This window comes from Sorangium sp. So ce836, assembly GCF_028553905.1.
Taxonomy (GTDB): Bacteria; Myxococcota_A; Polyangia; order Polyangiales; family Polyangiaceae; genus Sorangium; species Sorangium cellulosum_D.
On sequence record NZ_CP102233.1, the window covers coordinates 996,850 to 1,010,964 of the forward strand.

Sequence of the window (14,115 nt, forward strand, 5' to 3'; positions counted from 1 at the left end):
GCGGCCGCGCCTATCGAAGCATCTCCTCGACCTTCGCGCCCGTCGCCGCGGCCAGCCCCCGGGCGAGCGCGCGCGGGTCCAGCTCGACGGCGACGGCCACCGCGTCGTCCGCGTGCGTCGCGAGCGGCGGCTCGACCGGCGCGTCGAGCCCGAGCAGGTGGCCGAACGAGCCGTGCGCGAGCTCCTCCCACGCCGCGAGCAGCTCTTCCGAGGCGGCCGCGCCGCTCGTCGAGAAATCGCCCGCCACCGCGATCGCGAGCGCGATGCCCTCGCGCGCGCTCGGCCTCGCGGCCGCGCCCACGGCCGTCGCCGCCGCGAGCAGGCCGCGCGCGCCGCGGGCGAGCTCCCCGTCGAACGGGCCCGGCGCGAACGCGCGCGCGGGCGCCGGGCCGAAGCGGGCCGCGAGCGCCGCGAGCGGGCCCTCCGACAGCGCCGTCGGCGAGCGCTTCAGGCGGCCGAGCGCGTACAGCGACGCCACCCGCGCCGGCCCGCGCTGCGGGCTGCCGCCGTCCTGCACGCCGACCACGTCCTCGCCGAGGAGCACCAGCGCGTGCGGCGCCGTGCCGATGTCGCCCATCACGCGCACGACGTCCGGGCGATCGAGCGCCCGCCGCTCCTTGCCCGTGAGCCTCTGTCGGAAGAGGCGCTCGATGGTCCGGGGATCGCCGCTGTGACGCGCCACGTAGAACCTGGCCTCGCCCGACGCGCCCGCGTACGACGCGATCGCGGCCTCGCGCACCTGCCGCAGGTCGATGCCGGTCGCGCGAGCGTGCCGGGCCAGGTTCTCCTCGGGCGCCACGAGCGCGATCGAGGGGATGAGCCACGGCACGGTCGCGATCTCGCGGGGCCGGACCAGGACGAGCCACCGGAGCCCCGCCTGCGGCAAGAGGCGCGTGAGGTCCGCCGTGCCGAGGGGCGGCAGCGGCGGGCCCGGCCGAGCGGGCGGCCGCGGCGCGCCGCCGCACGACGGCAGCGCGAGGCCGAGGACGCAGCCCAGGACGCCGCCGAGCGCGCCGCGGCGGCCGAGCCCCCGCCCGGGCGCGTCAGCCAACGACGAGGTAGGCGAAGCGGCGGTTCTTCGAGCCGACGCGGACCAGAAATCGCTTCCCACGCTCGAGCTTGAGCTGGTCGTCCTTGATCACCTCGCCGTCGAGGTGCACCGCGCCGCCCTTCACGAGGCGGAGCGCCTCGGAGGTCGACTTGGCGAGCCCGGCCAGCGCGAGCGCCTTGCCGATCGGGATCGCGTCGCGGTCGCTCGCGACGTGGAGCTCCTCGACGACCTCGGGCAGGCCGCCGGCCGCGACGCTGCGGCGCCGCTCCAGGGCGGCGCGGGCGTCGTCGGCCGAGTGGAAGCGGGTGACGATCTCCTGCGCGAAGAGCTCCTTCACCGCGATGACGCTCTCCTCGCCGCGCACGACCGCCTCCCGCAGGCGGGCGACCTCCTCGGGCGGGCGCGACGACAGGAGCTCCATGTAGCGCCAGACGACCCCGTCATCGACGAGCATCAGCTTCTGCAGCATGTCGAACGGCGGCTCGGTGATGCCGACGTAGTTGTCCGCGCTCTTCGACATCTTCGGGCCCACGACCTTGCCGTCCTCGATTCGCGCGTTCGTGCCCTCGAGGAGCGGCATCGTCATCACCATCTGGGCGCGCTTGCCGTAGCGGGGCATGAGGTCGCGCGCCACGAGCAGGTTGAAGAGCTGATCGGTGCCGCCGAGCTCGATGTCGGCCTCGAGCTCGACCGAGTCGTAGGCCTGGAGGAGCGGGTACATGAACTCGTGCACGTAGATGGGCCGCGCCTCCTCGTAGCGCTTCTTGAAATCGTCGCGCTCGAGCATGCGGGCCACGGTGTACTTCGCGCAGAGCTCGATCATCTGCGTCGGATCGAGCTTGTTGAGCCACTCGGAGTTGTAGCGGACCACGGTCTTGTTCCGGTCGAGGACCTTGAACGCCTGCGCCTGGTAGGTCTCGGCCGCGGCGACGACCTCCTCGCGCGAGAGCCGCGGGCGCAGCTCGTTCTTGCCGGTCGGATCGCCGACCATCGCCGTGAAGTCGCCGACCACGAAGATGACGGTGTGCCCGAAGTCCTGGAACTCCCGCATCTTCTGCATGACCACCGTGTGGCCGAGGTGGAGATCGGGGCGGGTCGGGTCGAAGCCGGCCTTGACGCGCAGCGGCTTGCCCTCGCGGAGCCGCTCCTCGAGCTCGGCGCGGACATGGAGGTCGACGGCACCCTTGCAGAGAATCTCGAGCTGACGTTCGGCGGGGACCATGGGGCCCCGCTTCTACCGCGCAGCGGAACTGCCCGCCAGGGGGGCGAGCGTGTCCCGCCGCGCGCGGCGCAAGGGCCGCGTCGACATCGACGCCACCGACATGGACGAGGTCGCGGGCGTGCGCGGGCGCGTCACGCCGCCGGCGACGTCATGGGCGTCGCCGGCGCGTCGCCTCATTCGTCGTCGGCGTCCTCGTCGTCGTCGTCCTCGTCGTCGTCATCGCCCGAGATGGCGTATGCGCGGCTCGCGTTGACGAGCTCCTTGAGCTCCTTGCCGACCTTGAAGAACGGGAGCCGCTTGGCGGGCACGGGCACCGGCTGGCCCGTGCGAGGGTTCCTGCCGCTGTACGGCTTGTAAGGCCTGACCGTGAAGCTGCCGAAGCCGCGGATCTCGATGCCCTCGTTGCGCTGGAGCGCCTGCGTCATCGCGTCGAAGACGCAGTTCACCACGAGCTCGGCTCGAGCCTTGGTGAGCTCTCCCCGTCCCGCGATCGCGTCGATGAGCTCGCTTTTCGTCATTGGTCCACCTCCCCCACCCGAGCGGACCGCCGCCGGCGCCCGACTTGCCGCTTTCCACCGCAGGGCTCCGGGAGATGCGCCGGTCCAGGAGCCGCATGACAACAGAATCCTATGAAAAGCTCGCATGTTACGGGACTAGCGGTCAACCGAATTCCCGCCCGCGACCGCGACCGCGTCGAGCGCAAAGAGGCCTCCGGCCGCGGGGCCGTCCGGGCCTCCCGGAGCGCTCTCAGCGGCGGTCTCGACGCGGATCCGCGCGGCATTCGCGGCCCTCGGCGCGGCGGCGCCGGCCTCGTCGCGCGGGGCCTCGCGCGCGTCCCGCCGCAACTTTCCGTGCTGGCGCGCATTCGCGCGCGCGATGGAGAGCTCGATTCCGACGGCGTCCTCGGGGATCGGGTGGGGCGGGAGCTCGGCGCAGGTGAGCGGCGCGCCGGGGGCGCCCGGCGCGGCGGGCTCGACCCGCCAGACGTGGATCGGGGCGCCGTCGACGGCGAGGACCAGCTCGCCCGCGCCGTCGCCCGAGACCGCCACGCGCGGGCTGATCCGGGCGCCGCGGAGCCACGGGGCGGGCAGGCCGACCCGGACGACGGCCTCGCCGCTCGCCGCCGCGTGCACGGCGAGGAGGCGCCCCCCGGACGCGCACGTGCCGCCGGCGTGCTCGGGCGCCGCCCAGGCGCCGCGCTGGGCGCGCGGCGGCCACAGCGACTCGCCCTCGATGAGGGCCTCGCGGGGCGGGGCGGCGTCGAAGGCGAGCGGCGCGAGCGAGACCGAGGCGAGGCCGCCGCCGTCCGGGATCGCGAAGCGGTAGCGGTAGGCGGGGGGGCGGCCGCGGGCCTCCCACGCCATCCGGTCGATCGCGTCGCCGCGGTAGCGCAGCACCGCGACGTCTCCAGGGGCGGGGTCGAAGCCGAGGTTGAAGCCGTGGTCCGTGTCGACGAACACGAGGCCGCGCGCGACGCCCGCGCGCGCGACGGCGGCGGGATCGAACATGGGCAGGCCGCCCTCGCGATCGCGGAGCGCGGCGTGGTCGAAGCCCGCGCGGAAGGCGAAGCCGGCGAGGGGGAGCGCCGCCGCGAAGAGCGCCGCCGGAACGAACGGCACCGGGAGGAGCGCGCGGAGCCGCCCCGCGAGGCCGCCGCGCGCGGCCGGCGATCCCGCGCGCTCCGCGATCGCGGCGCAGGCGAGGGCGGCGAGGGCGTGCTCCACCGGCAGCACGTCGGCGAAGAAGCGAGCGCCGCCGCCGGGGTAGTTGCCGTCGAAATAGAACGGGGCGTAGGCGGCGATCTGGAGGAGCGGCGCGATCGCGAGGGCGCGCGAGCGCGGCCGCCGGAGGGCGATCGCGGCGCCGGCGATCACGAACAGCGAGAGCGGCTCGGCGTTGAGCGCGTCGACCAGGTGGAGCTTCAGGCGGCGCAGCGTCGTGCCGGCGGCGGCCAGAAAACCGTATCCTTCCGCGAGGTTGTGCCGGACGAAGTCGCCGTGCTCGAAGAGGCAGCCGACGCCTTCGCCGAAGCCGTAGCGGAAGCAGCCGGGCGGGCCGTCGGAGACGGCGTAGTAGGCGCCCTGCGACGACGCGAAGGCGCCCGTCGCGGCGCGCTGGTGCGCGGCGAGCAGCGCGAGGCCGGGGACGGCGCCGATCGCGAGCGCCGCGGCGAGCCGCCCGAGCCGCGGCGACGGGCGCGGCGCGGCGTCGCGAGGGCCGGCCGCGGCGCTGCCCGGCGGGCGCTCCGGCAGCAGCGCCACGAGGAGCGCCGCGGCGAGGGCGAGCGCGCTCGGCGGGCGCGTGGCCGCGAGCCAGCCGGCCGCGACGCCCGCGAGCGCGGCGGCGCGGACGGCGGGATCGCGCCACCAGCGCGGCGCGCCCGCCGCGGGGGCGGCCTCGTCGAGCGCGCGGCGCGCGGACGCGAGCGCGACCGTGAAGCAGAGGGCCGCGAGCCCGTGCGACATCGTGTCGGCCGTGTGGTAGCGGAGCGCGGCGCAGAGCGCCGAGAAGAGCGCGGCGAGGAGCGGCGCGAGGGGGAGCCGCGCGCCGCTCCCGGCGGAGGCCGGGGCTGCCGGCGCGAACCGCGCGGCGAGGTCGTACGTGGCGAGGGTCAGCGCCGCGGCGAGCAGGGGACCGACCGCGAGCGGCGCGCCCGCGAGGAAGCCCAGCGCGAGGAGGGCGGGGTAGCCCGGGGGGAAGATGACCGCGACCTCGGCCGCGCCGCGCCGGGCCGCGTCGCCAGCGGCGTCGCTGCGGACGAGGAAGCGGCCGAGCACGGAGGCCTCGGGCTCGCCGAGCGGCCACGCGAGGTGCCCGGCGGCCATGGCGCGGGCCTCGAGCCAGTAGCTCGTCGCGTCGATGATCCGGGGGCCGCCCCGCAGGTAGACCGCGACGTACGCGGCCGAGATCAACGCCGCGGCGAGCCCGAGGGCCGCCGCGACGGCGAAGCCGTGGGGCGCGCTGGGGCGCGGCGCGGGGCCGGGGCGCGGCGGTGGATCGAGGCCCGCGGCGCCGGGGCGCGGGGGCGCGGGGCCGGGGCGCGCGGCGGCGGACGAGCGGCCGCGGCGGAGGAGCCAGGCGCCGGCGAGCAGCGCGGCGAGGGAGAGCGCGAGCGCGATCCACTGCGCGGGATCGCGGGGCAGGCCGGCGCGCACGTCACGGCCCGGCGAGCGGGCGCGCCTCGAAGCGCGCGGCGCGCTCGAGGACCCAGACGTGGTGATCGACCCACTCTCCCTCGACCGGCGTGAGCGCGAGCGTGAACGTCTCGGGCAGCCCTTCGGGCAGGTCGATCGACGCCTCGGTCCAGCCGGCGCTCTCGCGGACGGCGAGGTGGCCGAGCTCGCGGCCGTCCGCGGTCACGCGGATCTTGGCGGGGCGGGACGCGGCGGTGCGGACCACGAGCCGGCCCGGCCCTGAGCGCGGCGCGCGCAGGCGGGCCGTCTCGCTCTTGCCGCCCGGGATGACGCGCCCCGCGTCGAACCGATCGCGCCCGGACCCGCGCGGATCCGGCAGCACGCTGAAGCTGACGAAGCCGGCCTGCGGACGCGGGAAGGCGTAGCCGTGCTCCCGCTCGCTCACGAGGTCGGCGACGTCGAGCTCGTCGAGCACCTGCTCGCCGGCGCGCATCGACGCGGGCGGCTCGCCGTGCGCGAGCGGGCTCCAGTCGGCCTGGTAGATGACCTTCTCGGCGCCGCCGCAGATGACGTTCCCGACGACGGGGATCCCGACGATCCGCTTGCCGAAGATGGCCGGGAGCTCGCCCCACCAGGTCGGGTAGATGGCCAGCGCGTCGGGCCGGTCGTCGGCGGGGATGCGCTCGATGAGCTCCAGCGACGCGCCGAGGCCGTGGACGCCCGCGCGCGCGAACGGGAGGTCGTGGTAGCCGCCGAGCCCGATGAGGTCGAGCCCGGGCCGGTCCGACGCGTAGAGGAGCGCGCCCGCGTCGCCGACGAGGACGCGGCGCACGTCGAGCTGCGCGAGGACCTTGCCGGCGACGAGGTGCTGATCGCGGATGTTGCGGCTCGCGCGGCCGAAGAACCAGATCTGGTCGCGCATCCTGGGCAGCTGATGGACCCAGAAGAGCGCGGCGAGCGCGAGCGCGAGCGCGACGCGCGCGGCCCAGAGGCCGCGGCCCGCGAGGCCGAGGCGGGCCGCGAGGCCGCCGGGAGCGCCGCCGTCGGGCGCGGCCCACGCAGCGCGCGCGACGAGCAGCGCGAGCCCCATCGCCGCGAGCACAAGCAGCCAGGCGACCGCGGGCATCGTGTAGCGCTCGTTCTGCCAGCGCACCTGGCCGTTCAGGGCGACGAGCGCGAGCCAGCCGGCGACCTGGACCCAGAGCAGCGCCGCGATCCCGCGCGTCCGGCGCGAGGCGAGGGGGACGAGCGCGAGGGCGGGGACGATCCAGCCCCAGGGGAGGGCGTCCGAGAAGTGGTGGTTGGCGTTGCGGGCGATGACGTAGCGGACGAGGAACTCGTAGGTGTCCCACTTTTCCTGGGACGTCATGTACGGGTTGTTCAGCGCGAGCTTGGCGATGGCGCCGCTCGCGGACCACTCTCCGGTGAACACGCGGTTGGCGACCGCCTGGGCGACGCACGCGATCGCGCCGGGCACCGACATCCGGAGCAGCGTCGCGATCGCGGCGCGCGCGCCGCGGGCCCGCCCCACGGCCGCGGCCGCGTACACGCTCAGGGCCGCGACGCAGACGACCGACTCCGGCCGGGTGGCGTAGAGGAGCGCCCCGGCGAGGCCGGCGAGCCAGCCGAGGCGGGCGAGGCGCTCCGGCGGCGCGGCGGCCGCGCCGGCGACCGAGAGCGCGGCGAGGGTGGCGAGGGCCCAGACGCCGAGGTGGAAGGCGTTCTCCATCCCGCTGAACAGCGACCAGTCGAGCGCGCCGATGGAGAGCGCCACGGGCGGCAGCAGGTACTTCGCCCAGCGCCCGATCGGCTCGAGGAGCCGCGCGCCGACGAGCAGGAAGCCGAGCGTCGAGGCGCAGGCGACGATCGCCGCCCACTGCATCAGCAGGAGGCCGCGGAAGCCGACGAGGTAGCCGAGCGCGAGGACGAACGGATAGCTCAGGCTGGTGTTCCCGCTCGAGAAGCCGTTGCCCTCGGACCACTCGAACGGGTATCCGCGCGCCGCGGCGCGGGCGTAGTCGAAGTGGATGAACACGTCATCGAGCGGCGCCGACCACATGCCGCCCGTCTGCTCGTGCATCGCGCGGTAGAACGCGGCGGCGGCGTAGAGCACGCACGCGCCCGCGTAGACGGCGAACAGGACCGGATCGAGGCGCGGCCAGGCGGCGACCACGCGATCGAGCCAGCCCGGGGGCGCTGCCGGACCGGCGCCCTGCGAGGCCGCGGCGTTCGTGTCGCCAGGGGAGACGCTGCTCGGCCGAGACGGAGGCGCAGCTCCTCCGGGCGGCGCGGAGGACACGGGTTCGGCGCTGGACGGTGACACGCGGCTCTTTTACACGACTTTCGCGCGGCCCGAGCCCGCGGAGCCCGGTCCGCGAGGGGCGCCGGCGCGGGGGAGGGGCGGGCAGACGGGTGAACGCCCGCAGCCCACGGCTCTGTCCAGCACGTTTGCAAGCGGCCGCTTCAGGATTGAAAGGTGTAAGCCATTTTCATGGGGAAAGTGCCCGAAAACGAGAAAGATGTACCTTGGCCCGCCTCCTGCTTGGGGCAGAGGCCAGAGCGCCCGTGACGGTCTCCCCCCCCCGGCCGTCGAATGGGCGCTCTGTTTTTTTGTGCTGGTGACCCCCGGCGCGACGCGGACCGATGCGCCGGATCGCGGTGCGGCGCGGGCCGATGGCGCAGGCGACCCGAGCCGCTCACCGCCTGCGGGTGCGGGCACGGCGCCACCGGCGGCCTCGCGCCCGCAGGCGGTCGATCTTGCGATCCCCGCCGCGGCGCCGGCCCACGCTGCGGCGCCCGAGCCGGAGGCCGGCGCCGCCGTGCCCGTCACCCGCGCGCATCCGTGGTGGAGTTCGAGCAGGCGCTGGAGAAGGTCGCTGTCGGCTCGCTGAGCGGGGCCGTGGAGACGGCGTTCGGCTTCCACATCATCCTGCGGACGCGATAGTGAGCGTGGCGGGCCCTCCGGGGTGGATCAGCGCACGAGTGGAGTTGCAGCGTCGAGCATCACAGATCGTCCCCTGGGTCGGGATCGCCGTCCACCTGGTGATCGGCCCGGCTTACGCGTTCGCCGGTCTCCTCGCGCCGCCTTGGGCGGTCGCGACGCTCTGGGGGATCTGGATTGCGCTGCTCGTGATGGCCATTCGGGCGCGGCGCAGCCGCCCGTGGCTCGCAGCGGCGACCCCGTTGATCTCGGCGGCCCTGTGGCTCGGCCTGCTCACCCTCGGCGAACGGCTGCTCGGCTGGACGGCCTGAGCCCGCCCCGAGGGCCGCAGGCGCCGGCGCGACCGGCGCCGCGCTCGCGCCTCTCGCGAGCGGACGTGCGACGCGGCTCCCGCTTCCAGACAGCACAGCGGATGACCGGACAGCGCGGCGGATCACCTGGAGGCGACCGAGGCCGAGTGGCCCCTTCCATCGCACGATACCGCCGGCGGCGCGACAGCCGAGATCTCCCGCCTCTACAGGAATACCCGGCGGCCGTTCAGTGGCCGAGCGAATTCGGCTGCGGCGCCTCGCCGTGCGCGGGTGACTTCAGGACAGGGCGGATATTCCCTGCCGGTCGGCGGTTGAGAATATTTCGGGCCCTGCGCCAAAGGCGCCCGCGCGCTCTCCGTGCGGTCTGCGCGTTGACCCCTCTCGCGCGCGTCGAGTAGAACGATGTTCGCGCCAGAGCGCGCGACCCAGTCAGCGCCAGCGCGGATTGGAACCGCAAACGATGCGTTGGTTCGTCGAGATCTCGTCATTGGGCCAGAACGCGCCGCCGACCAGGAAGGTGTGCGTCGAGGCCCCGCAGTGGCAGCCCGCGCTGCAGAAGGCCCGGGCGCTCCGCGGCGATGGCGGGCCGCTCAACAATTTCTCCGTGGACCTGCTCGAGAGCGGCTACCGAGCGATCGATCCGGCGACGCGCGTGCGGTACGTCGTGCAGCGCGCGCCGGACGACGCGGCGCTGACGGACGGGTCGGACCCTCCGGCGGGCGCGCCGCCGGCCGGCGCAGCGTCTCCCAGGCCCGCCGACCCGGCGGGGGCTCGTCTGCCGGGGAAACGGCCGGTGGCGGCCACGGTCCCGTTCATCTCGATGGGGACCGCGCTCCTCGTGTCGGAGCCTGCGGCCGCGGCGGCGCAGGCGGCCAAAGGCGGCGACGCGGCGGAGCGGGGCGCCGCGGCGGAGCGGGGCGCCGCGGCGGAGCGGGACGCCGCGGCCGAGCGGGGCGCCGCGCCGGAGCGAGGCGCCGCGCCGGAGCCGAGCGCGCTGCCGCCGTTCGAGCTCGTATCGCAGCGCGAGGAGAACCCGTCCGAGCGCTCGCCGCTCACGTACCGAGAGCTCGTCTATGCGGTCCCGACGGGCACCCCGCGCGATCTCGTCAGCGCGTTGCTGCTCGACCGGCTCGAGAAGGCACGGCAGCTCATCGACGACGCGCGCCCGGGCAAGTTCATCCATATCGCGGTGTTCGATCACGTCTTCCGCGGCCGGCCTCAGCGCGGTCCGCTCGCGACCCTCGCATGGAAGGACTGGCGCTCCGCGGAGCCCGAGATCCAGTTCCGCCCGCGCACCGGCGCCACCTCCCCGCCGCCGGCCGCCGTGCCGCCGGCCGCCGCGCTGCCGGCCGCGGGGTCTCTGCTGGCCGCCGCGCTGCCGGCCGAGGGGTCTCTGCTGGCCGCCGCGCCGCCCGCCGAAGCGTCGCGGGCGGCCGACGTGTCGTCGGCGTCCTCTGCGCCGCCGGCCGACGTGTCGCCCCCTGCCGCCGCGCCGCCGGCCGCCGCACCACCGGCCGATGCGTCGCCCTCGGCCGTCGCGCCGCCGGTCGCCACGCCGTCGGTCGAGGGATCGCCCTCTGCCGACGCGTCGCCTTCCGCCGCTGCGCCGCTGGCCGACGCGTCGCCTTCCGCCGCTGCGCCGCTGGCCGACGCGTCGCCTTCCGCCGCTGCGCCGCTGGCCGACGCGTCGCCCTCCGCCGCTGCGCCTGCTGCCGACGCGTCGCCCTCTGCCGACGCACCGCCGGTCGACGCGTCGCCTTCCGCCGCTGCGCCGCTGGCCGACGCGTCGCCCTCCGCCGCTGCGCCTGCTGCCGACGCGTCGCCCTCTGCCGACGCACCGCCGGTCGACGCGTCGCCTTCCGCCGCTGCGCCGCCGGCCGACGCGTCGCCCTCTGCCGCTGCGCCGCTGGCCGACGCGTCGCCCTCTGCCGCTGCGCCGCTGGCCGACGCGTCGCCCTCTGCCGCCGCGCCGCCCGGCGCGCCGAGCGCGCTGCCTCGGCCCGAGGCCGCTCCGGCGTCGGCCGAGATCCCCGCGCCCACGCCGAGCCAGCCGCCGCGGAGGCGCTCCTCCTTCCCGCCGAGGAACGGGCGCCTCTCCGGCGACGACCTCATCGCCGAGCTGTTCGAGGCGTGCAGCGACCTGCATTTCCTCCAGGACACGCTCGCGGGCGCCGACTTTATCCTCGCGCTCACGCTCGACAAGGTCCCGTGCGCCCTCGGGCTCGTGTCGCTGTTCGACATCAACCGGCGCGAGTTCGTCGTCGTCCGGCAGTACGGCGGCAAGAGCGCGCTCCTCGCCAGGCTGTCCGAGCGCGCGCCGCTCGCCCTCGCCGCCATGCGGTCCAGGCGCGCCGTCGTGGTGCCCGACGCGTCCAGGGACGAGCGCGCCGTCGACGACCGGTGGAACGCGATCGGCGTCGAGCTCCGGAGCGTCATCTGCGCGCCCGTGGAGCTCGCGGGCCGCTACCTCGGCCTCCTCGAGATCGGCAACCCCCTCGACGGCAAGCCGTTCTCCGAGAGCGACGGCAACGCGCTCACCTACATCGGCCAGCAGTTCGCGGAGTTCGTCGGGGCCCGCGGCGTGGTCCTCGACCCCGGCCTCGTGACCGCGGGGGCGAAGAAGGCCGCCCGCTAGCGGAGCCGAGCGATGGACCTCCTCCCCTCGGTCGGGCAGCGCCATCGCGTCCCGTACTTCGCCCTCGTCCCCGCCATCGTCGTCGCCGTGCTCGTCCTCGGCGGGATCGCCCTGCGCACCACGCTGCAGATCGAGAAGGCCCGCCAGCAGACCGTCTTCGACGCGACCCTCACCCTCGCCGACGAGCGCGTCGACCGCCTCGACAAGCTGATCATCGCGCAGGACAACGTCGTCGCCGCGCACGTCGACGTGGCGAACCTCTCGGTCATCGCGCGGAGGTGGCTCCCCACCGCGGCGCGCGAGACGCCGACCGTGCGCGCCATCCTGGTCCTCGACATGGACCACGAGGCCCACGACGTGCTCGCGTTCGCCTCGCGCGGCGCGTCCGGCCGGGAAGACGACGCCTTCCGCAAGCTCCTGCTCGCCCGCCTCCTGCCCCAGATGAACTTCGGCGGCGACGCGGCCGAGCTGCGCCACCTCCACCACGTCATCGACCAGCAGAGCCTGCTCGTGAGCTACTGGCAGCGCGAGCACCAGGGGCGCCGGTTCCTCGTGGTCGCCTGGCACGAGGTGCCGCGCCTGGTCCACGAGGTGATGCCCCGGCTCTTCCGCGACCTCGATCGGGAGAAGAGCCGGATGAACGTCATCGACGAGGAGGGCCGCATCGTGTTCGGCCCGCCCATCATCGGCGGCGAGTTCACGGTCGGGCGCCCGTTCCCCACCACGCTCTACAACTGGCGCCTCCAGATGGCGCTCACCACCGCCGAGGAGCTCGGCGAGAAGGTGGAGCGGCAGCGCCTCATCGAGATCCTGATGGTCGGCTTCTCGGCCCTGGTCGCCCTGGCCGGGCTCGCGATCGTGGTGCTCGCCTCCGTGAACGAGCGGCGGCTCGCGGCGCTGAAGAGCGACTTCGTCGCGAACGTGTCCCACGAGCTCAAGACGCCGCTCTCGCTGGTCCGCATGTTCGGCGAGCTCCTCCTCGGTGACCGCGTGCCCAACGACGAGAAGCGCCGCCAGTACCTGCAGATCATCGTGAGCGAGAGCGAGCGGCTCACCGCGCTCATCGAGAACGTCCTCGATTTCGCCCGGGTCGAGCGGGGCAAGGCCGCCTACGAGTTCGCGCGCGGGAGCGTCGCCGAGGTGGCCGCGCGCGCCGTCGACATGTACCGCTACCGCGCCGAGCGCGAGGAGATGACCGTCGAGCTGACGGTCGCCGACGGGCTGCCCGAGGCGCTCATCGACGCGCGCGCGCTCGAGCTCGCCATCGTGAACCTGCTCGACAACGCGCTCAAGTACGCGAAGGACGGCGGCCGCGTCGCCGTCGAGGTCGAGGTCGAGGGCGGGGGCGGCGGGCGCCTCGCCGCGCTGACGCAAAAGGCGAAGCGCGTCGCCATCCGGGTGAGCGACCGGGGGCCCGGCATCGATCCGGACGAGCAGAAGCACATCTTCGAGCGCTTCGCGCGCGGCCGGCGGGCGAGCGAGCGCCAGGTGCGCGGCAGCGGGATCGGGCTCGCGCTCGTGAAGCACATCGCCGAGAGCCACGGCGGCTCGGTGCGGGTCGAGAGCCCGGTCACCGAGGACGGGCGCGGCAGCGCCTTCGTCGTGTCGCTCCCGGCGCTCGAGCACGACGGCGAGGCGCCGGAGCGGACCGCGCGGGCCGAGCCGCTCGCGGCCGACGCGGCGTCCGGCGCGGGGGCGACGTGAGGGCGCGCAGGCGTGACGGGCGCGGTGAGACGGCGGTGCGGCGGAGCGAGACGGCGGTGCGGCGGAGCGAGACGGCGGTGCGGCGGAGCGAGACGGCGGTGCGGCGGAGCGAGACGGCGGTGCGGCGGAGCGAGACGGCGGTGCGGCGGAGCGAGACGGCGGTGCGGCGGAGCGAGACGGCGGTGCGGCGGAGCGAGACGGCGCCCGGGCGGGACGCCGGGCGGAGCGCTGCCTTGCAGGCGGCGCTGGACGAGGTGCGCGCGCGGTGCGCCATCGAGGAGCGCCGCGCGCAGGACCCGGTCTCCTTCGTCCATCGCTACACCGATCCGGCCGATCAGGAGCTCGTCGCGCTCCTCGCCGCGTCGCTCGCCTTCGGCAACGTGAAGGCGCTGCGCGCCAAGATCGGCGAGGCGCTCGACCGGCTCGGCCCGCAGATCGCCCTCACCGCGGACGACGCCCGGGCCGTCTCTGCGCGCCTCCGCGGCTTCCGGCACCGCGTCTACCGCGACCGCGACCTCGCGGCGCTCCTCGTCGGCGCGCGGCGGGTGCAGCGCGCCTCGGGCTCGCTCGGCGCCGCCTTCGCGGCCGAGCTCTCGCGCAGCCGCGACCTGCGCCAGGCCCTCGGCGCCTGGGTGCGCGCGATCCGGCGCGCGGGCGGGCTCGACCGCCGCCCGGACGACCGGGGCGCGGCGCACATCCTCCCCGACCCCGAGAAGGGCAGCGCCACCAAGCGGCTCATGCTCCTCCTGCGGTGGATGATCCGCCCCGCCGACGGCGTGGATCTCGGCCTGTGGCCGATACCGCCGTCCGCCCTCCTGATCCCCGTCGACACCCACATCCAGAAGCTCGGCTACAACATCGGCCTCACCGACCGCAGGGGAGCCACCTGGAAGACGGCCGAGGAGATCACCGCCGCCCTCCGCAGCTTCGATCCCGCCGACCCGGTCAAGTACGACTTCGCCCTCTGCCACCTCGGCATGCTCCAGCAGTGCCCGTCGCGACGCGATCCGGTCCGCTGCCAGGGGTGCGGCGTGAAGCCCGTCTGCCGCCACTGGGACGAGTGAGCACGCCGTACACAGTCATTTCGTCCAGGACAGCTGCAGGCCTTGCCACGGAA

10 protein-coding genes are annotated in these 14,115 nt (G+C 75.4%); 5 read left to right on the top strand and 5 right to left on the bottom strand.

Annotation, left to right across the window (positions count from 1 at the left end; genetic code table 11):
- Positions 1-10 precede the first annotated feature (10 nt).
- From NQZ70_RS03795 to NQZ70_RS03815, 5 genes are all read right to left on the bottom strand, one after another.
- The gene (locus NQZ70_RS03795) at positions 11-1,051 is read right to left on the bottom strand and encodes a hypothetical protein (RefSeq protein ID WP_129572994.1); all 1,041 of its coding nucleotides are present in this window, start codon (positions 1,049-1,051) and stop codon (positions 11-13) included.
- A complete protein-coding gene (gene tyrS / locus NQZ70_RS03800) occupies positions 1,044-2,273 on the bottom strand; it encodes a tyrosine--tRNA ligase (RefSeq protein ID WP_129572995.1) in 1,230 nt (409 codons plus the stop codon). The genes NQZ70_RS03795 and tyrS overlap by 8 nt, the downstream gene beginning before the upstream one ends.
- Positions 2,274-2,446: 173 nt before the next feature.
- Positions 2,447-2,791, bottom strand: a complete 345-nt coding sequence (locus NQZ70_RS03805) for an HU family DNA-binding protein (RefSeq protein ID WP_129572996.1) — start codon at positions 2,789-2,791, stop codon at positions 2,447-2,449.
- Between the two features lie 135 nt (positions 2,792-2,926).
- Positions 2,927-5,428 (bottom strand): hypothetical protein, encoded by a 2,502-nt coding sequence (locus NQZ70_RS03810; RefSeq protein WP_129572997.1) that lies wholly within the window; start codon positions 5,426-5,428, stop codon positions 2,927-2,929.
- 1 nt (position 5,429) lies between these two features.
- Positions 5,430-7,730, bottom strand: a complete 2,301-nt coding sequence (locus NQZ70_RS03815) for a hypothetical protein (protein WP_237244998.1) — start codon at positions 7,728-7,730, stop codon at positions 5,430-5,432.
- 270 nt (positions 7,731-8,000) lie between these two features.
- Here NQZ70_RS03815 and NQZ70_RS53245 point away from each other — a divergent pair, with 270 nt between their 5' ends.
- From NQZ70_RS53245 to NQZ70_RS03840, 5 genes are all read left to right on the top strand, one after another.
- Positions 8,001-8,351: a peptidylprolyl isomerase gene (locus tag NQZ70_RS53245; RefSeq protein WP_129572998.1), complete on the top strand. Its 351-nt coding sequence runs from the start codon at positions 8,001-8,003 to the stop codon at positions 8,349-8,351.
- A 38-nt stretch (positions 8,352-8,389) separates the two neighbouring features.
- Positions 8,390-8,659 carry a hypothetical protein gene (locus tag NQZ70_RS03825; protein ID WP_129572999.1) on the top strand — a complete coding sequence of 90 codons (270 nt, stop codon included), beginning with the start codon at positions 8,390-8,392 and terminating at the stop codon, positions 8,657-8,659.
- A 460-nt stretch (positions 8,660-9,119) separates the two neighbouring features.
- Positions 9,120-11,294, top strand: a complete 2,175-nt coding sequence (locus NQZ70_RS03830) for a GAF domain-containing protein (RefSeq protein ID WP_237244999.1) — start codon at positions 9,120-9,122, stop codon at positions 11,292-11,294.
- 12 nt (positions 11,295-11,306) lie between these two features.
- A complete protein-coding gene (locus NQZ70_RS03835) occupies positions 11,307-12,998 on the top strand; it encodes a cell wall metabolism sensor histidine kinase WalK (RefSeq protein ID WP_129573000.1) in 1,692 nt (563 codons plus the stop codon).
- Between the two features lie 35 nt (positions 12,999-13,033).
- Complete coding sequence (locus NQZ70_RS03840) at positions 13,034-14,062, top strand: TIGR02757 family protein (RefSeq protein ID WP_237245000.1); 1,029 nt, start codon at positions 13,034-13,036, stop codon at positions 14,060-14,062.
- The last annotated feature ends 53 nt before the right edge of the window (positions 14,063-14,115 follow it).

Excerpts from the sequence above, each read along its gene's own strand:
- NQZ70_RS03830 (WP_237244999.1), top strand. The coding sequence starts at position 9,120 with ATGCGTTGGTTCGTCGAGATCTCGTCATTGGGCCAGAACGCGCCGCCG.
- NQZ70_RS53245 (WP_129572998.1), top strand. The coding sequence starts at position 8,001 with ATGGGCGCTCTGTTTTTTTGTGCTGGTGACCCCCGGCGCGACGCGGAC.
- NQZ70_RS03805 (WP_129572996.1), bottom strand. The coding sequence starts at position 2,791 with ATGACGAAAAGCGAGCTCATCGACGCGATCGCGGGACGGGGAGAGCTC.
- NQZ70_RS03835 (WP_129573000.1), top strand. The coding sequence starts at position 11,307 with ATGGACCTCCTCCCCTCGGTCGGGCAGCGCCATCGCGTCCCGTACTTC.
- tyrS (WP_129572995.1), bottom strand. The coding sequence starts at position 2,273 with ATGGTCCCCGCCGAACGTCAGCTCGAGATTCTCTGCAAGGGTGCCGTC.